Below are 20438 nucleotides of genomic sequence, written 5' to 3'. Positions count from 1 at the left end.
ACGGGGGGATTACCGGCGGCGGTTCCTGGGTTAAGCGCGGGGAGTGGCTGGAAGCCATGCCGGGCCGGGTCCTGACAGGCGCGGAGGATAAGGAAGCCGCCATCGACAATTGGCTACTGACTACGGTGGGCATGCCTCAGAAGCTGCATATACGGCTGCGCCATGAGAAGGGTATCCTGATAAAAGGGGACCGGCTGCGGCTGGCCCTTTTTCCCTTTCGGGAGGCCGGAATTGAAGCTGCGTGGCAGCCTCTTGACGTCCTCTTCGAGGACGATTTCTGCCTGGTCGTGCATAAGTCAGCAGGCATGGCGGTGCATCCTGACGGCAGCAGCAATGAGGTTACGCTGGACCATCTGGTTGCAGGGCATTATGCTGCTTCCGGGGGCGGGGTTGCTGTTCGTCATATCCACCGGCTGGATAAAGACACGACGGGTCCCGTATTATATGCCAAGAATGAATTTGCCCAGCTCGTCCTTGACAGCAACATGCGCGACAAGTCCATTTCGCGGCATTATGTTGCCATCGCTGAGGGCAAGGTTTCGCCTGGCCTTAAGGTGATCAATGACCCCATCGGGCGTGATCGGCATCATGCGGCACGCAGAAGGGTCTCGCCAACCGGTCAGCCTGCAGTAACGCTGATTACCGGGCGAGAACAGCTGCACGGAGGCACTGTGCTGCGTGTGCAGCTGGAGACTGGCCGGACGCACCAGATTCGCGTCCATCTCAGCCATGCCGGGCATCCGCTGTTTGGGGATGCCCTGTATGGCGGGCCTGCCTGGAAGCGGGACAGCGCTGCGCCGGGGAGCAGCTCATTAGCAGGCCGTCAGGCGCTGCACGGGGAGCTATTGGCCTTCCGGCACCCCTGGACCGGAGAAGAGCTTGCGATCAGCGACCCATGGCCAGCGGATATGCTGGAGTTGCGCGAACTGCTGATGGATGTTTGGCAGGCCTAAGCCACTTGGGAGGATAAGAATACTAGGGGACTGTCCCAAAATTGGTGTATTCCTTGATGAGAAGTAAGCCCATCTGCTTAAAAATAATGCGAAAAATAGAACATGGCGGTGCTCAGGAGGATTCCTGAACCGCCATGTTTTTTTGTGATTGACGGCTTCCCCTTTTGGAGCAATGGATGGGTAAGAGACTGGCAAAGCACAAGCACGAGACAGGCACGAGACGGTCAAGAGACAGGCAAGAGATGGGCAAGAGACAGGCAAAAGACAGGCAAGAGACCGGCAAGAGATAGGCAAGAGACCGGCAAGAGGCCGGCGAGAGATAGGCAAGAGACAGGCAAGAGATCGGCGAAAGACAGGCAAGGTGCAGGCGAGAGATAGGCAAGAGACGTTCAAAAGATAAGCAAGCCCAAAGCCACTTGCCTTCAACGTGCGTGCGAATCCGGTAAAGTAGAAGTGAATGTCACCAGTCTTTAAACAACTGGAAATACTCCTGTTAATTTTCGAAAATGGAGGGTTTCCAAATAATAACGGGAAACACTCCCGTTAATTTCTAAGATCCTCCCCAAATTTCTTATAACAGGGTGAAATAACTGGATAATTTCCTTTAAATTCGAGCGAAACTCTTGAAAGGGGAGAATTAACGGGAGATTTTCCTGCTAAATTAGTGCCAAGCTCCAAGGGTAGGTCGTGAGGACCTGCACCGGGCTCTGACAAGTCCGACATGTGTGCTACAGGCTCTGACAAGTCCACCATGTGTGCTACAGGCTCTGACGAGTCCACTATGTGTGCTACACGCTCTGACAAGTCTACTATGCAGTGCAACATGCAGCTCCCCTTTTTATTTATAATTCCTGAGCTTCAGACCCTGCGTTTGAGATGGAGCCTGCTCTACCGCATCAACTTTTTGGATTATGGAAGTGTAATTAACGGCATTTTTGTACCTTAAATTCTCTGCAGCTGAGGGTTAGAGGAGATTAAGTGCAATATTGTACCTTAAATCTTCCAGAATACCGCATACAACGTGCTTTTTCGGAAAATAAGATACAAAAATGCCCTTATTTCCCTCATTTGACTATAATGAAGAAAAATAAGGTACAAAAATGCCGTTAGTTGGGAGGTGGTCCCTCTTTTTTACTGTTAAGATGTCTAGTGAAGGGGAGTATACCGCTTCTATTGGTTGAAATCTGTGACAGTCTATGTCCCGTGCTAGCTTTCCTATGGAAATCTTTCAGCAGATCGCTTTACACCTAAAATTCCAAACTTCCCCGTTCGCTCATCTTTGCTCTTGTTTACTTCATTTGTTCGGCTTATGTAAGATGATAAAGCTCCTCCTGGCTTAGCAGGTGTATGATTATATCTGTCTACCGAAAGGGGCGCGTCTCCGTTTAGGATCAATGCTGCTGTAATGAGAGTTTATTCTACTGCCTAACTTGGAGGTGACCGTTCACTTTTGAGGTAACCCATATTAGGTCAACCAGAGATTATTGGCGAGGCTTTTTTGGCACACCGGTGCGGTCAGAGTAGCACTAGTGTCTGGTTCTTTTTTGGCGGTGTAGCCCTCAGCGTCAGGCCCCTTTTTAGCACAACTAGTTACCCCAGAGTATCGCCGCGTCTAGCCCCTTTATAGCACAACTAGTTACCCAAGAGCAGCCCCCGCGTCTAGCCCCTTTATAGCACAACTAGTTACCCAAGAGCAGCCCCCGCGTCTAGCCCTTTTTTAGCACAACTAGTTACCCAAGAGTATCCCCCGCGTCAGGCCCCCTTTATAGCACAACTAGTTACCCCAGAGTATCGCCGCGTCTAGCCCCTTTTTAGCACAACTAGTTACCCCAGAGTATCGCCGCGTCTAGCCCCTTTTTAGCACAACTAGTTACCCAAGAGTATCCCCGCGTCTAGTCCCTTTATAGCACAACTAGTCACCCAAGAGTATCCCCCGCGTCTAGCCCCTTTTTAGCATAACTGGTTACCCCAGAGTATCCCCCGCGTCAGGCCCCTTTATAGCACAACTAGTTACCCCAGAGTATCCCCGGCGTCTAGCCCCTTTTTCGCACAACTTGTTACCCCAGAGCAGCCCCCGCGTCTAGCCCCTTTTTAGCACAACTAGTTACCCTAGAGCAGCGCCCCGCGTCTAGCCCCTTTATAGCACAACTGGTTACCCAAGAGTATCCCCGCGTCAGGCCCTTCTTCAGCATAACTTGTTACCCCGGCGTATCCCCCCGCGCCTGTTCCCTTTTTGACACAACCTGTTTCGCCTGGTGTTACTTCCAGCAGCCATTCAACCCTTCTTCAAATGCGGCACTTACCCGTAACCCGCGGAATCGTGAAGGCATACAATACGTTGTTGTAATGGCTTTTTAAATTATCCTGTCCACCCAGTAGCAGCCAAAGTTGTCATGCCTCTCTATTTGAAGCATATACATGAGGGGAGTAACATTTTGGGCTTATGCTCTGGGCTTGTCTCAGGGTTAGATTATGCCAAGAAGGAGGACATTTCCCGTGTTTGACCAGTCCCACGGCTTGCGGTTTGATATTTATGAACGGATTCACCTGCCGGCAGAGCTGCCTGGAATAGCAGAACTGGAAGAGGTTGAGCTGCTTCCTGACATCCAGGTAATTCAGCGGGAGGACCGGGCTGAGCTATACGGCCAACTGCTGCTTACCGGTCTTTACCGGAGCGAAGACGATGTGACACAGCGTCTGGACCATGCGATTCCCGTTGAAATTACAGTTCCGCTGACACGGATCAGCTCGCTTGAAGACATAGGGGTGGAGATTGAGAATTTCGATATCGATCTGCTCACGATGCGTACGGTGAATATTACAGGTGTACTGTCGCTGCGAGGCATCGAAGGCACAGAAGCTGTGCCAGCCTGGCAGGAAGAGGAGTACACAGTAGCTTATTCCTCCTCTGCTGAGCAGAGACCGGTCCAGGAGTCTGCCGAGAACCCGCCCGAAGGGGATGCACTGTACGAGAATTCGATCTGGACCTTTGGTGAAGGTGCAGCCGAGGAGACTTCGATAGAGGAGCGGGAGAACACTGTTGCGTCAGCGGATAATCTGGCGTTTACCGGTGCTGAGCCTGTGGCTTTCGCAGCGTCGCCCGAACCTGTTAATGCTGAGGCACCTGCCGTTCATTCACAGGGCAAAGCGAAGGAACCCCGGGTGTTCACACATAGTTTGGAGTCGACAACAAATCTGCAGTCTGGCAGTCCCCAGTTCGCTGAAACTCAATTCACTGAAGCTCAATTTACTGAGGCTCAGTTCACCGAAGCCCAGTTCACCGAAGCTCAGTTCACTGAAGCCCAGTCAACTGGAGCACCGTCCGCACCTGCAGATAACTGGCTCAATTCCGAGCATTGGAATCGCGAGGAGACCGGACAGCCCGCGACTGAGCATCTTTCCCCGGAAGTGGAGAACAATGCTGCCGCTGTCAGCGAATCTAATGCGGAGGTAGCAAAAGAGCCATCACAGGCTGCTGTACATTCCTCTGAACAAGCTGAGGCGAATCAGGCGGAGACGGCGGCCCCTGAGGCGCAGCCTGTTCCATTAGCAGATTCGGTGTCCCACGAAAGTGAGGCTTCCCCTGAGGAGAAACAGGATCTCAAGGTTGCGCTGGGCAGCAAGAAGGAAGAAGCCACGAAGGAAAAAGAACATCTTACGTTCTCTTCGTTGTTAAGCTCCAGCAAGAGCCGCAAGGAGCAGGAGGTTCTTCAGGCTGAGGAGTCAGTTTCGGAGGATGCGGCTGTACCTGAGGTCGGCAATGATACGGAGTGGAAAAGCCGGTTCATCAGTTCTTCGGGCAGCAGCAACCTGTTCCGTAAAGTCCGGCTATGCATTGTACAGCGGGAAGAGACGCTCGATACGATTGCCGAAAAGTACCAGCTCAGCGCCCGTGAACTGGGTCTCTATAACCGGCTCAGCGGACAGAACGTTGAAGAGGGTCAAGTTTTATATATTCCGTAATAAACGCTGCACTTGCCCAGGTTGACTATGTTTAACTCTAAATGTATTATGGAGTAAGCACTATTTAGTCAAAGACTGGGAACGGGAAGAGTAGGCGGTAAGCCCTTCAGAGAGCGGAATTGCAAGTGCTGTGAAATTCCGCAGGATCCAGCCCCCGAAGTCGCCCCGGAGTCGCCCCTCTGAGCTTGTCTTTCATTCTGTGGAATCCAGGTTAGGAAGTGGCCGGTAGCAGCCGTTATCTGTACGAGGTGTCGCACTGGGTTTCTGACCTATTTAGGGTCAAGAAGCGGAGTTTTATTTTTCCATTGGTGCGAAACAAAGGTGGTACCGCGAAAGAATGGCCTTTCGTCCTTTGAGACGAGGGGCCTTTTTTGTTTTTTTTCAATCTAAAACAGGTATAACTGTAATCAAACGATGTAAACGGAGGGTATAGAAATGGCTGAACACAATAACAATTCATCCAAGGAGCTGTCGGGCCAGCAGGATTCAGCGGCAGAGAACGCAGCCCAGGATTCCAAGAACGGTATGCCGACAACATATGATCCCAAGGCAGCGGAGGATAAGTGGTACCGCTACTGGATAGAAAATGAGTTTTTTAAGGCTGGATTACGTCCGGAAGCAGAACCCTACAGTATTGTCATTCCCCCGCCGAATGTAACGGGCATGCTGCATATTGGCCATACGCTCGTTAATACACTGCAGGACATCCTTATTCGTACGAAACGCATGCAGGGTTACGATACACTGTGGCTACCGGGAACGGACCATGCCGGTATCGCCACTCAGACGAGAGTGGAACAGAAGCTGCGCGAGCAGGGAATTAGCCGCTATGATCTTGGACGTGAGAAGTTCCTGGAGCAAGTGTGGGAGTGGAAAGACCAATATGCTGATGTCATTCATGAGCAGTGGGCAAAGATGGGGCTGTCGCTTGATTACTCACGCGAACGCTTTACGCTGGATGAGGGCATGTCCCATGCGGTGCGCCACGTCTTTGTCAAGCTTTATGAGAAGGGCCTGATCTACAGAGGCAAGCGGATCATTAACTGGGACCCGGCTGCCCGCACAGCGCTGTCTGATATCGAAGTAGAGTACAAGGAAGTTAACGGCCATTTGTACCACCTCCGTTATCCACTTAAGGATGGCAGTGGTTATATTACGGTAGCTACCACCCGCCCGGAGACGATGCTGGGCGATACAGCGGTAGCGGTGCATCCAGAGGATGAGCGTTACACAGATATGATCGGGAAGACGCTGATTCTTCCAATTATTGGACGCGAGATTCCGGTTATTGCTGATGAGTATGTTGACAAAGAGTTCGGTAGCGGCGCGGTGAAAATTACACCGGCACATGATCCGAACGACTTCGAAGTAGGACTACGCCACGATCTGCCACAGATCAACGTGATGGACGAGAGCGGCACCATGAACGCTGAGGCGGGTCCATATCAAGGCCAGGATCGTAGCGATGCCCGCAAGGCAATTACGGCTGATCTCAAGGAACAGGGTGTCCTTGTATCCATCGAAGATCATGTGCATCAGGTGGGTCACAGCGAGCGTTCAGGCGCCGTGATTGAGCCGTATCTGTCCACCCAATGGTTTGTAAAAATGCAGCCTCTGGCAGAGGAAGCGATCAACGCGCAGAAGGATGGAACAGGCGTTAACTTTGTACCTGAGCGCTTTGAGAAGACCTACATGAACTGGATCGAAAATGTTCGCGATTGGTGTATTTCTCGTCAGCTTTGGTGGGGACATAGAATTCCAGCCTGGTATTCCGAATCTACTGGCGAAGTATTCGTAGCCATGAGCGAGGAGGAAGCGCAAGCAGCAAGCGGCCTGAATGACCTGAAGCAGGATGAGGACGTACTGGATACCTGGTTCAGCTCGAATCTGTGGCCGTTCGCCACACTCGGCTGGCCGGATGAGACGAGTAGCGATCTGGCTCGTTATTTCCCGAACAATGTGCTCGTTACCGGCTATGACATTATCTACTTCTGGGTAGCGCGGATGATTTTCTCCTCTCAGGAATTCACTGGCAAGAAGCCGTTCAAGGATGTGTTGATTCACGGACTTGTACGTGATGCCGAAGGACGCAAAATGTCCAAATCGCTTGGTAACGGTATCGACCCACTTGAGGTTATCGAGAAGTACGGCGCGGATGCATTACGCTACATGATCTCCACAGGTATTACTGCTGGACAGGATCTGCGCTTCCGTATAGAGAAGGTAGAGCAAGCGCGTAATTTCGCCAACAAGATCTGGAATGCGTCGCGCTTTGCACTGATGAATCTGGAGGGTGTTTCCTTCGAGGATATCGACATTACAGGTGATTTGAGCACAGCAGATCATTGGATTCTACACCGTCTTAACGAAACTTCTCGCGAAATTACGCGTCTAATTGACGCGTACGAATACGGCGAGACGGGCCGTGTGCTTTACAATTTCATCTGGGACGATCTCTGCGACTGGTATATCGAGTTCGCCAAATTGAATCTGTACGGCACGAATGAAGCCGCCAAATCGAAGACGCAATCGGTTCTGGCTTATACGCTTGATCGTACCCTGCGTCTGATTCATCCGTTCATGCCGTTCATCTCGGAAGAGATCTGGCAGCATCTGCCGCATAAAGGAGAGACGATCACTCTTGCAGCTTGGCCGGAATATGACCAGGCACTGGAGAACGCCGAAGCTGTTGCGGAGATGAATATCCTGATGGATATTATCCGCGCTGTCCGTAATATCCGGGCGGAAGTGAACGTGCCGATGAGCAAGAAAGTCGACCTCATCATTAAAGCCGGAAATGAAGACATTCTGGGCATCATTCAGCGCAATGACAATTACATCAGCCGCTTCTGTAACACCTCCTCGTTCGCAGCCGGCCTGAATCCGGTAACCGAGGGTAAGGTGATGTCGGCTGTAGTTACTGGCGCTGAGCTGCTGCTGCCGCTGTCCGGGCTGATTGATATTGATCAGGAAATTGCCCGACTGGAAAAAGAAGTGCAGACGCTGAACAGCGAAGTTGAGCGTGTGGAGAAGAAGCTGAGCAACCAAGGCTTCGTAGCCAAGGCTCCAGCAAAAGTCATCGAAGAGGAACGGGCGAAACAGGCCGATTATTCCGCCAAACGGGAAAAGGTTCTTGCCCGCATCGCAGAGCTGAGAGGATAAACGACATGGAAGACATGATCCGGGGCGGAAGTAACGCCCCTCTTGGAACATATAGAGAAGCTGTGGACTGGATTAACGGCCTGATTCCATTCGGTATTCGCCCAGGAATGGAGCGGATACTAGCGATGATGGAAAAGCTGGGCAATCCGCACCGCAAGCTTAAGTTTATTCATGTAGCGGGAACGAACGGCAAAGGTTCGACCTGTGCTTTTTTGACAAGCACCTTGCTACAAAGTGGTTATTCCGTTGGGACATTCACTTCACCGTATATAACGAAATTTACGAACCGGTTTCAATATAACGGGGAGGACATTTCTGAGGAGACTTTGACAGCAGTAGCGAATACCCTGCATCCGTTGGTAGAAGAGATCGCAGCAAGCGAGCTTGGTTCGCCTACCATGTTCGAGGTAGCCACAGCACTAGCGGTTGTCTACTATGCGGAGCATGCCTATCCCGACGTTGTCGTATGGGAGACGGGGCTTGGGGGAAGGCTGGATGTAACGAACATCGTTACCCCTATCGTCTCGATCATCACCAACGTGGGCTTCGATCATACGGATGTCCTTGGAGATACCCTGGAGCAGATTGCCACAGAGAAGGCCGGAATCATCAAGCCCGGCGTCCCTGTGGTTAGCTGTGTGACTCAGCCGGAAGCAGTAGCGGTGCTCAAGAAAAAGGCGGCGGAATGCCGCTCCAAACTCTACCTTGCCGGAGAAGACTTCAGCTATGAAGTCACCGGAATCCGCGAGGGTCTGCAGACCTTTATGTTCAAAGGTCCTTTCCGATCGATTGAGATTGGCATCGGCTTGAAGGGCGAGCATCAATGCAGTAATGCTGCCGGGGCCATGATGGCTCTGGAATCCTTGCGGCAGTATATGGCGTTCATGCTGGATGATGAAGATGTGCAGGAAGGCTTCCGCCGCACTTTCTGGGCCGGAAGACTGGAAGAAGTGTCTCCAAGGATTGTGCTGGACGGCGCCCATAATCCGGAGGGGGCGGAAACGCTCGCCAAGAGCCTCCCGCAGTTCTATAAATACGATAAATTAAATTTGCTTATGGGTATGCTGGCAAATAAGCATCATGAATCGTATTTCAAGCATATACTGCCTATAGTGGATACGCTCATCCTGACCGAACCGGATTTCCGGAAGAAAATGGACGCGGAAGACCTGCGGGCGATTGCAGAGAGCTTGCGGGAGAAATATGCCAAAGAAAATTTGGTGATTATAGTAGAACGTGATTGGGACAAAGCGCTGCAATTGCTGAAGTCGACTACAACTCAGGAAGACCTGGCTGTAGTCTCCGGCACGCTGTATTTAATATCTGATGTGCGCGGTGCGATTTTGCAGCAACCCGATTCTGAAAAAGGCTGGTGACGAACTGTTGGATACTACTGAACGTGTGCATTTTATAGGGATCGGCGGCTACGGTATGAGCGCGATTGCCCGGGTAATGCTAGAAATGGGATATACAGTGACGGGCTCTGATGTCGCGTCGCAAGAATTAACGGATAAATTGATTGCTAAAGGCGCGAAGGTCTATATTGGACATACCGCTGAGCAGGTAAAGGGCGCGGATTTGGTCGTCTACTCTACCGCTTTGTCCAACGACAATGTGGAATGGGTCGAGGCGGAACGGCTGAAGATTCCGGTTCTGCACCGCTCGCAGATGCTGGGCCGGCTGCTGAATGAACGGAAAGGCGTCGCTGTTGCTGGCGCCCATGGTAAGACCACAACCTCATCCATGATCGCTCTGGTTATGGAAGAATGCGGTGTGGACCCTACCTATATCATCGGTGGGGAAATTATGAATATCGGTACGAATGCCAAGGCCGGACAAGGGGAGTATGTCGTTGCAGAAGCGGATGAGAGTGATGGCTCGTTCCTGCAGTACCACCCTTGGCTTGGCATTGTCACGAATATCGAAGCCGACCACCTGGAGAATTACGGCGGGGACTTTGGCCGTCTGAAGGCTGCTTACGTGCAGTTTATGAACCAACTACGTGAAGATGGCACTGCTATCGTATGCTCGGATGACGAGAATGTTATCTCTCTGTTGCCTGAAGTGAAGGGTAATGTAACGACTTACGGTATCCATTCACCGACCGCAGACTACACTGCGACAGACATTGTGTTAGGCGACAGACAGGTGTCCTTCACGATGAATGGCTATGGCGAGGTGCTAGGCCGGATTGAATTGTCCGTACCTGGACAGCACAACCTGTACAATGCGATGGCTACGGTTATTACCTGTCTCAAAGCAGGGATACCGTTCGAGGATATTGCCAAAGCCATTGTCAATTTCCATGGTGCCAAGCGCCGCTTCCAGGTTCTCGGCGAGGTGGATGATATCCTAGTCATCGATGACTATGCACATCACCCGACTGAGATTCAGGCGACCATCAGTGCTGCCAAGGCAACTGGCAAGCGGATCATTGCCGTATTCCAGCCGCAGCGGTATACTCGCACCTTCTTCTTACTGGATGCCTTCAGCAGAGCTTTCGGTGAAGCGGATGAGGTTATTATTACCGACATCTACTCCCCGGCTGGGGAGAAGCAGATCGAAGGCGTAACCTCGGCGAAACTGGTAGAGCTGATCAAGCAGAACAGCAATGCGGGCGCACGTCATCTGCCGACCAAGGAAGATGTTGTGGCCGATTTGCAAGACCGGATTGCGTCCGGCGACCTTGTGATTACGATGGGCGCAGGCGATATCTGGAAAGTAGGTTACACGCTGGCGGATCAACTGAAGAAACGCTAGTATGAGGCAGAAGCCAACCAGAGAATCAGGGATTTTCGTTTGAATCACACCCCTTAAAGGTTACCCGGGATAACAGTTGTTATTCGGTTACCTTTAAGGGGTGTTTTTTGTAGTTAGAGAATTATTTGAAATTAGAAGTGAACAAACATTGTTTTTTTGCCGATAAAGCCTTAGGATACATCTTGGAATTGATAAATGAGTGACTTTCTCGTACATGGTGGTGTACTAATGAGCTTTCAGATTGAGATAGAAAGTATGATCACTGCGTTTATTTTTGGTAATTTATTCACTATTCTTCTTGCAACCTCTTATCAGTTTCGTTCTCCCAGAGATTCTGCTTCCCGCCTGTTTACCTTCTCCAAATGGTTGCAGCTCGGTTACTGGAGCTCTCTGCTGGTCTGGGATGATCTCCCCCATGGCTTCATCATACCAGTCAGCAATGGCCTGATGCTCTGCGGAGGTTGTCTGGAAATGCTGGCCTTGCTCAAAATGCTAGGATTGCTGGGGGACAAGGTGAAGATATATTACACTGTATTTATCGTTGGCAGTGTACTGAGCTATGTTATTGTCGCGTTGTTTTTTAACCAATCTGGTCTGCGCATTGCTACGGCCTCATTGTGGGTCATGTTATTCATTCTTTATCCGGCTCGTCTGTTGACAGCCGACAAATACGCTTCGCCACTGCAAAAAATGATGGGATCACTATTCTATGTCTATGCCATCATTTTAGGAGTAAGGGCAGTGGTTGCTTTTGAAGAGCCGAGGATGACTGTGTTCAGCGGCAATCTATCTCAGGAATTATATTACATCGGCCTGTATTTGCTGATGATTTTATACAATGCTGGCTTTTATCTGCTGTCGAATGAGCAATCCCATGAGAGGTTGAAACGAATTGCAGCCTATGACGAGCTTACCGGAATTCTGAGCCGCCGGGCTTTTATGAATGAGACCAGGGTGAAGCTGGATCTTGCTGCGAAAAGACAAGCATGGATCTCTTTTCTCCTGCTGGATATTGATCATTTTAAGCAAGTGAATGACAGCTGGGGGCATAATATAGGAGACAAGGTACTCCAAAGCTTTGCGCATACCACACAAGACAAGCTGGGTTTGGGCGATTTGTTCGGCAGGCTCGGCGGCGAAGAATTCGCAATTTTGCTCGAGGGGGCGAATGAAGAAGAAAGTAGCCGCAAGGCGGAGAATATCCGGCTCGCCATAATGAACTCCACCTATCGGGATCTTTCACTGCAATATACGGTTAGTATTGGCGTTATTACCATTCGGCCTCAGGGCAACTCTGATTTGGACAAACTTTACACAATCTCCGATACGGCGCTGTATCAGGCAAAGCAGAACGGGAGAAACCAGGTGGTTCGCTCTAAATGGACCTGAGAGTTCAAGTGCATATGAAGAAGTACCCAGCTTGTTAACGCATAGGGGGTGAAATTATCAACATCAACTTTAATCTGAATACACTTCTGTTCTGCCTGATGCTCGGGAACCTGTTTACAGTGCTGCTTATCTTGGCCTATCGGTCCCGTTATCACAAGGATATGACCTATTCCGTATTTATTGGTGGCAAAGGTCTGCAATTGGCACTGCTGATCGTGTTGATGCTGAGAGATTTCATTCCCTACGAATGGATAATTCCTCTCGTTGCCTTATTCGGTATCAGTAGTGGAATAGTGGAGGCCCTGGCCCTGTTATTGCTTCTGGATGCCTCCAGTCATGCGCTCCAGAAACGTTACTGTACATGGGGAGGAGTTGCCGCTGTTCTTCTGTTGCTTCTCCATGTAGCCTTTGGGCAGGAACGTGTCCTCTTGGCGGGACCGGCTGTGATCAGTGCAATTGCACTACTGTACCCAACTTACAGACTGGCAGTGAAGAGTAAGGATTCCCCTTTGCAGAAAATGATGGGTCTGCTGTATAGCATAGCCATTGCCGCTCTAGGCTGCGGTGCTTTTACCATTCTATATCCTGAAAATTTGTTGAGTGCGCAAGCGGAACAAGGCCTGCAGATGCTCTTTCGAATGGGAATTTATTTGCTGATGTTTCTGGGAACGGCCGGCTTTATGCTGCTCTCGAGGGAACAGTCTTACGCTGAACTGGAACGGGTAGCGAGCTATGACGAGCTGACGGGTATTCTTAACCGCAGATCGTTTGCCTTGCGCGCTCGCAGGCTGATCGTTACGGCAGCGAAGGAAGTCACGCCGTTTTCGTTCCTGCTGCTGGATATTGACCATTTCAAGAGTGTGAATGATACATACGGGCATGACACTGGGGATAAGGTGTTGAAGGATTTTGCTGCCAAAATAGTACAACAGCTAAGGAATGAGGATCTCTTCGGCCGGTTCGGCGGGGAGGAGTTCGCTGTGCTTCTTGGGCAGGCGGACGAAGCAGCAAGCGATGAAATTGCCGAACGGCTGCGGACTTCCGTGTCGGGGGCGGTGATCAATGGCGTCCAGTTCGATTATTCCGTCAGCATTGGGATCATTACCGTGCAATCAAGTGAGCGGATTTCGCTCAATGCGTTGTATAAGCTGACCGATAGTGCACTTTATCAAGCAAAACAAAGCGGCCGCAATCGTGTGGTGCGAAGTCAAGACAACAGCTCTCATCTGCACTAAGGCAGATGGGGGCTGTTTGTGCCTCTCTCTGTAAAAATTGGAGGTGTTGTAAGACCGTCTGGGACAAATTATATAGCATCTATCTAAATTTTGATAAAAATAATTCTTTTATCCTATAAATCGACACCCTTTTGGCGAAAGATGAGTTACTATAGATATGCATCTAAAGTTTCATATCAGAAGTAGGATGCCTTTTATCCTGCTTTTTTGTGCACGAATAGCTTGGGGAGCATTATTTCTATAGAGCAACAAGGAGTCGAAATTCATGCGTAAGAGATTATTATTCCTATCCGCCCGTACTCATAGTCAGGAAGATGGCGAAGGCTGGATCAGGACGAGAAGTATTCTTGAGATTTTACTGGAGAAATATGATGTTGATCTGCTGTTGTATGGCAATTATCATACGGTTGATCTCCCGGAAGCGGGGAGCTCACTCACGGTTCATCAGGTTAAGATGACGGGGCCTTTACGGGGGAAGAAGCTGGGGGCGCTATATACGCCGGGAAGACGGTTCTATCCGGGAAATATGAGTAAAGAAATGAAGCTCACCATCGCCGAGCTTTGCCATATGAATTCATACAGTCATGCCTTCTTGTCTTATAATTTACCTGGAAGTTATCTGGATATTCTCAATCGGGTACAGCCTGGGATTACTTTGATCATGGATGCCTTCCAGCCACGGACTGGACGTACTTATCTAAAGACGGGCAGAAAGAGAATCTTTATTAAGCCCTATGACCATCTGAATGCTGCGCGGTTGCGCAAGGACATGCAGCGGACGATGAACAAGACGGCGCTGCTGCTGGCTGCTTCAGAATGGGATGCTCTTTCGTTCAAAGCGGTATCCTTTGAGGATGCTGGCAAGGTACAGGTGCTCCCCTCGTTTATCAATCTTGATAAATATGAGAAAGAGGAACCAGTAGGTAAAGTGGACGGGGTTGTTCTTCATTGGAATATGAGTACCCCGCAGGGGAAACGTGCTGCACTGCTCTTTCAGCAGAATATTCTGCCGGCGGTTCGTGAGAAGGTACCCGGCGCTAAATTCTATATCACCAGTCATACACTGGAACCTGAAATTTTGGAGTCGCTTAAGGAAGAAAAGAATGTATTCATTGCAGACTCTGCCGAAGAGGCAATTCATTACATACGCCAATCCAAGGTTTTGTTTGCCCCTTTGCTTGAAGGGATAGAGGCCCGTCCAGAAATTCTGGAGTCATGGGCGTTAAAAACTCCTGTTGTCACGACGTTTCGTGGGTCAGAGACCCTAATCTGCGAGCATAAGCAGAATATCCTGACTGCAAAGACCATCGAGGAGATCGCACAAAGTATTGTAACCCTGCTGCAGGATCAGGAACTAGGTGCCATTATCGCTGACCGGGCATTTCAGACCTTGCTGAAGCATTACGAATTCACGGACATCAAGCAGAAAGTACTTAGCCTTGTCTAAGAATGGGCTGACGTTATAAATAAAACAACCCGTACAGAAAGGCAAGAGTCTTGCCGTCTGTTGCGGGTTGTTTGTATAGCTGGGATTACAGCAGATTGCGGCGCAGTTCTTCCGCCGATTTCGGCGAGAGATGTCCCAGTGGGATATCGAACACGGTTTTAGCTCCGCTTTGGCCTTCGTTGCTTAGGCGGACAGCGGCTCTAGCATAAGCTACGAGAACGCTGGCTGTGAATTCAGGATTGCTTTCCAGCTTGAGGCCGAACTCAACAATTTGTTTTGTGCCTTCGCCGGTAACACCACTGCGAATGACAAAGCCGCCATGTGGAATTCCGCTGTGTTGTGCGGCCAGCTCTTCCTCCGTGATGAAGGTAACTGTAGTGTCATAGTCGGCAAAATAGTTAGGCATGTTGACGATTTCGGCACGGATCGCTTCGCGGTCTGCACCTTCCTCTGCTACAACATAACATTCTCTAAGATGCTTCTCGCGTGTAGTCAGTTCCGGTGTTTCTCCGGAACGGATGGCATCGATAACTTCTTGGACAGGAACGGTATATTGTACGCCGGCTTTGACGCCTTGTACCCGGCGGATCGCATCGGAGTGGCCTTGGCTGACGCCTTTGCCCCAGAAGGTATATTCCTTGCCCTCAGGCAGGATGGATTCGGCCAGCAGGCGGTTCATTGAGAAGAGGCCTGGGTCCCAGCCAGTAGAGATTACGCTGAGTGTGCCGCCTTGCTTAGCTGCGGCATCTACGGTAGCAAAGAATTCAGGAATTTTGGCATGTGTATCGAAGCTGTCCACTGTATTGAACAGGCTCGCGATCGCAGGAGTCTGTTCCGGCAGATCGGTAGCAGAGCCACCACATAGAATCATGACATCAACTTTACCTTTATACTGCTCAACGGCCGAAATATGCTCGAATTTCACACCGGCTTCACCGGCTTCCACTTGTCCGGGTTCCCGGCGAGTGAAAATTGCTACGAGTTCGATATCCGCGCTTTGGGCAATCGCCTTGCGCACACCTTTTCCAAGATTGCCATAGCCTACGATTGCTGCTTTGATTGACTGTTGCAGAAGAAGCCCTCCTAATGTGATAGAAAATGTAAGATTAACCCCTAGAATGTTGACTATCGGGATCAAGATTAAGCTTGCGCCCTCAACGTAACACACGGTGTTATTTTAACATAATATGCGATGAGAGCGCACACGTAAAGGGGACAAGCTTGTATTTTTCAAATGGTAAGAGGCCTTCAGAATAGAGGTGAATTCTAAAAATATAGCATATCTCCCTATCTTCTATCATATCTTCTGATATAGAACAGATAAGGTGAGGTGCGGGCAGTGAATAACGGGAGAATGACATTCCGGTTCGATGTTGACAAGGACAAGCCGTGGCCGAAAGAAGAAGAACGCCGCTCCAGTAGCAATGTCGGGACGGCTCAGGAAAATAAGACTGAACCGCTGAAGCAGGAGGACGATTTTCTGGACCACGGTTGGGTGTTCGAGCCGGAACCGCTCACCATACGTGAAACCGTGTCCCAGCCCACCTACGGCTATTCATCAGGCATGAAGGACCACCGCTGGCAGGATGTAGAGAAGATAGAGGAGGATGGTGGCATATTGCCGAGGCGGCAGACTTTCTTTCATGGCAACACGCCTCCTGACCTGTGGGATTCCCGCCGCCCTCCACTCCCTTTTGTCGAAGAAGAGGAAGAAGAGGAATGGCGTTCGCGCAAAATTCCAACCCAGGCCGGATACGACCCTGTTCCGGAACAATATGAATATAATGGTGAAAAGGAGATTGGCGGGTACGGTGGTGCTTATCATACTCGCCGTCCCTCATATTGGTGGAAATTTGCGCTCTCCGTTGCCGGAGCGTTAGGAACGGGCCTGCTGCTAGGTTACACTGCTCTTTCCTTCTTCGGCGGGGGTGGCCCGGGCGCTGGTGGTAATGCACCTGTCAATGGCCAAGCTGCCGTACAGAATCCGAACAGTGACAAGGCTGCGGATCCTGCTGGCGTAGGGACTTCGGGGCTGCCCTTAGCGGAGAATGGAAATCCCAGTGTGAACACGATTCCCGTGCACATTACGCCACAGAGCTACTACTTACTCCAGTATGGCGTTTTCAGCTCACCGGACGGTGCTTCCCAAGCCCGGAAGGAACTGCTTGGCGCTGGTCTTGCCGCAGGGATTGACCCGGATGACGGCAACCGGGTATATGCGGGTTTGTCGCCGGACCGGGAACAGGCCAAGCTGCTTAGCGGCGGCTTGAAGAATCAGGGCATTGAGCTGTACGTGCGGGAAGTCACCCTGCCGGCTGCAGAGCGGCTAGCCTATGCCGGGAACGCCGAGACAGTGGAAGGCTACTTCACAGCCAGCGACAAATTACTGGGGGAACTTAGCAGTCTGTCTGCTGCACTACTCAGCACGGGACAGGTCGATACAGCAGGAGCTGCCGCTGTCAGCGATATCCATCTCCAGTGGAAGGAGGCCGCCAAAGGGCTGGAGCAGTCCCTTCCGCCGGAGACACAGGCGCTCTTGGCCTCGCTGGAGAAGTCGATGAACCAGGGTATCTCAGCGCTCGCTGAGTATAACAAGAGCAAAGCTAGCGGACTGCTATGGGAAGTACAAGGCTCGATGATGGACTTTCTAACCGGTCAGAAAAAACTGTTGGCCGCCATGGGGGCCAGTTCCTCTTAACCTATAAATCCTTTCTATTAGGCAAGTGCTAATAGGGAGGATTTTTTGTATACCAGGGAATCGGGATTTAGAGTTTGTATTGAAATCTGTTTCACCGTATAATAATTAGGATGTAAAAAAATGGTGAGGGAAGACGGACATGAAGAAGAAAAATGTAGGAATACTGCTGTTATTTCTAATTCTGGGCTGGCTGACTGGCGCTTGGATTGCCAAGCTGCTGGAACCTGTAAAGGCGCTATCTTTTCTTACAAAATCGACGCTGCTAAAATGGTCGCCGCAAGCTGATCTTGACATCATTAGTTACGACATCACTATTCAATTTAAACTGTGCATATTAAGTCTCGCGGGTATCATTATTGCTGTTTGGCTGTACCGCCGGCGGTGATTTACTTACCATCAACGAATTTACAAACCTAAAGCAAGAAGATCTGGGGATTGCACCAATGTAGTCTATACTAGGAATATTATCCCGGATATACAGCGGCAGCGCCGACGATGAGTCGTAGGCGTAAGCCGCTTTTTTGTTGCTCAGAATCTGCTCAGAATGGTGTGCTATGGTTAAAAAGTTCCGGTAGAAATAGGGAAAAAAGAACTATTTTCGACAGAAAGGGTGTGGAGTTGTCGACTCGAGATTTCGTATTTAGCAAAATAAAAAGTCGTGCGAACAAGGTTTGTACATTAACTTAAGCAATAGGTTTGAATCGACTCATGCTGTTGCTTTAAAGGGAAGAGAGGGTTGAAGTATTATGGAACGAACGTTTAAAAAATTTATATCGTATGTCCTGTTATCGGTGTTGTTCTTTGGTATAATCACCCCCGCTTTGCCGGCAGGAGCCGCTCCAGCGGCTACAACCAAGTGGGTGACATTCAAATATGATGATTTTTCTGACACCAATATTAGTAATGTATTATCTCTAAACGGCAAAAGTGCGGTTGTATCCGATGCAGGTGCCAATCCCAAACGCATCCTTCGTTTAAATTCAGCAGCGGATGGTCGTACCGGATTCAGTTCTGGCGGGTCCTATGGCACTGTATTCAGCAAGCAGAAAATTTATAGTCAAAATAGTTTTTCCTTCAGTACCTATTTTACCTTTCGGTTTACCGAGCAGGGATTTGCCAGCGGATTTAATGCTGCGGTGAATAATCCTTCGGGAATAGCTGGTGCTGACGGGATTACTTTTACTGTTCAAACCATGCAGAGCAATGCCGGGACACCCGGCGGCGGAATTGGATATAGCGGGATTACTCCGAGCTTTGCAGTTAAGTTCGATACTTACAGGAATGTGGAACTAGGTGATCCGAGTGATAGCTATGTCGGGCTTGGCGTAAACGGTAATATAAATAATTCACTTCCGACCTACAACTTACTTCCGATTGGATACAAGTTAAAGGACGGTTCAGTCTATCACGCTTGGGTAGACTATGATGGCTCTACAAAGAATGTGAAAGTGTATATTAATAAGGGTTCTAATAATAGAAACACGGCAATAAAGGCACTAGATGTGAACAGCGTCGATCTGGGGACGATTTTTAGGAACCAGGATGCCGTTTTTGCTGGGTTTACGGCTTCGACTGGTGGAGCTTGGGAGAATCACGATATCTTGAATTGGTATTTTACTAATAATGTTGATCCGATTGATACGGCTGATCCTAATACAAAATACCAGCAAGCACCTATTTCCGTTACAATGGCAACTGCTGCTAATAGCAAGCCAGGCAAAACACAATTGACAGTGACGGCGAAGGATTCAAGTGGTAATCCAGTAGGAAACGTTCCTATTACAATTAAAGCGAATAGTGGAACCATTGAAGATATTAACGGACAACCGATTACACCTGTACCAGCAGTAATAAGTGCGAATGCTAATGGACAGGCACAGGTGTTACTGAATATGGGCTCTACACCTAACACGAATCCTGGTAGCGTAACGGCAATTGTCGAGGGGGGAGCATATAGTGTTCAGGATATTCCAGCTTCTCCTATAAACTTGACGAAAAGCGCTGTAACTAATACAGGGGCTACGTTAACTTGGAGCGCTGTGACGGGTGCAACTTCGTATCAGTTATTTGATAACGGAACACTGCTTACTACCGTGAATAACACGAGTTATGCTGTAACAGGTCTGGCTGCAGGAACAAATCATACTTACACGGTAACGGCCGTGAAGAACAATGTACAATCAGCATCTTCAGCATCCGTTATTGTCGATATTCCAGGACCTGCGCCAACATTGCCAGCGTCACCATTGCCGGGAACCGGTCCGAATACGACGAAGGTAACGGCAAACGCAGGAACGGGTAACCATCTCGTCACCAAAGTGTCCTCGACCCTGATTCCTACACCAAACGTAGGGGATGCAGCGCCAACAGGAGCGGGAGTAACGAATCCGTACACGCCTGGCGCAGATATTACCGGCGTGGATGCAACAACGAACAGATACATTGGCATTTATGAAGTAGACAGCAATAACAAGGTGGTATCGTTCAAGCTGATCATACTGACCGCAGGCGATATCAAGGTGCCGGCGCCAACATTGCCAGCGTCACCATTGCCGGGAACCGGTCCGAATACGACGAAGGTAACGGCAAGCGCAGGAACAGGTAACCATCTCGTCACGAAAGTGTCCTCGACCCTGATTCCTACACCAAACGTAGGGGATGCAGCGCCAACAGGAGCGGGAGTAACAAATCCGTATACGGCTGGTGTAGATATCACTGGCGTGGATGCAACAACGAACAGATACATTGGCATTTATGAAGTAGACAGCAACAATAAGGTGGTATCGTTCAAGCTGATCATACTGACCGCAGGCGATATTAAGGTGCCGGCG

The 20438-nt window shown here is 50.0% G+C and carries 12 protein-coding genes; 11 read left to right on the top strand and 1 reads right to left on the bottom strand.

The features are described 5' to 3' along the window. Positions 1–8: 8 nt before the first annotated feature. The 8 genes from ACFRAM_RS26995 to ACFRAM_RS26960 all read left to right on the top strand — a co-directional run bounded on the left by ACFRAM_RS26995 (position 9) and on the right by ACFRAM_RS26960 (position 14909). Positions 9–953, top strand: a complete 945-nt coding sequence (locus ACFRAM_RS26995) for an RluA family pseudouridine synthase (RefSeq protein WP_379469999.1) — start codon at positions 9–11, stop codon at positions 951–953. 2496 nt (positions 954–3449) lie between these two features. Further along, the gene (locus ACFRAM_RS26990; protein ID WP_379469963.1) at positions 3450–4916 is read left to right on the top strand and encodes a LysM peptidoglycan-binding domain-containing protein; all 1467 of its coding nucleotides are present in this window, start codon (positions 3450–3452) and stop codon (positions 4914–4916) included. Positions 4917–5441: 525 nt separating this feature from the next. Continuing rightward, entirely contained in the window at positions 5442–8078 is a 2637-nt protein-coding gene (locus ACFRAM_RS26985; RefSeq protein WP_379469997.1) for a valine--tRNA ligase, read from the top strand. 5 nt (positions 8079–8083) lie between these two features. Next, positions 8084–9454 carry a bifunctional folylpolyglutamate synthase/dihydrofolate synthase gene (locus tag ACFRAM_RS26980; RefSeq protein WP_379469961.1) on the top strand — a complete coding sequence of 457 codons (1371 nt, stop codon included), beginning with the start codon at positions 8084–8086 and terminating at the stop codon, positions 9452–9454. 7 nt (positions 9455–9461) lie between these two features. Next, a complete protein-coding gene (gene murC / locus ACFRAM_RS26975) occupies positions 9462–10838 on the top strand; it encodes a UDP-N-acetylmuramate--L-alanine ligase (RefSeq protein WP_379469959.1) in 1377 nt (458 codons plus the stop codon). A 228-nt stretch (positions 10839–11066) separates the two neighbouring features. Then, positions 11067–12227: a GGDEF domain-containing protein gene (locus ACFRAM_RS26970; RefSeq protein ID WP_379469957.1), complete on the top strand. Its 1161-nt coding sequence runs from the start codon at positions 11067–11069 to the stop codon at positions 12225–12227. Positions 12228–12346: 119 nt separating this feature from the next. Next, positions 12347–13462, top strand: a complete 1116-nt coding sequence (locus ACFRAM_RS26965) for a GGDEF domain-containing protein (RefSeq protein ID WP_379469955.1) — start codon at positions 12347–12349, stop codon at positions 13460–13462. 265 nt (positions 13463–13727) lie between these two features. Continuing rightward, a complete protein-coding gene (locus ACFRAM_RS26960; protein WP_379469953.1) occupies positions 13728–14909 on the top strand; it encodes a glycosyltransferase in 1182 nt (393 codons plus the stop codon). 85 nt (positions 14910–14994) lie between these two features. Here the strand turns inward: ACFRAM_RS26960 and ACFRAM_RS26955 are convergent, their stop codons facing one another. Next, on the bottom strand, positions 14995–15981 hold the full coding sequence (locus ACFRAM_RS26955) for a diaminopimelate dehydrogenase (protein ID WP_175369736.1): 987 nt from the start codon (positions 15979–15981) through the stop codon (positions 14995–14997). A 267-nt stretch (positions 15982–16248) separates the two neighbouring features. On the opposite strand from ACFRAM_RS26955, the gene ACFRAM_RS26950 reads away from it, so the two are divergent. The 3 genes from ACFRAM_RS26950 to ACFRAM_RS26940 form a co-directional block, all read left to right on the top strand. Continuing rightward, positions 16249–17607, top strand: a complete 1359-nt coding sequence (locus ACFRAM_RS26950; RefSeq protein WP_379469951.1) for an SPOR domain-containing protein — start codon at positions 16249–16251, stop codon at positions 17605–17607. Positions 17608–17746: 139 nt separating this feature from the next. Beyond that, a complete protein-coding gene (locus ACFRAM_RS26945) occupies positions 17747–17992 on the top strand; it encodes a DUF4321 domain-containing protein (protein ID WP_379469949.1) in 246 nt (81 codons plus the stop codon). A 361-nt stretch (positions 17993–18353) separates the two neighbouring features. Continuing rightward, positions 18354–20438 (top strand): lectin-like domain-containing protein (locus ACFRAM_RS26940; RefSeq protein ID WP_483875015.1); only part of this gene is annotated, 2085 nt, incomplete at its 3' end.

This window comes from Paenibacillus sp. NPDC056722 (genome assembly GCF_042790635.1).
GTDB lineage: Bacteria > Bacillota > Bacilli > Paenibacillales > Paenibacillaceae > Paenibacillus_AQ > Paenibacillus_AQ agri.
This window is presented reverse-complemented; position numbering and strand designations above follow the sequence as displayed.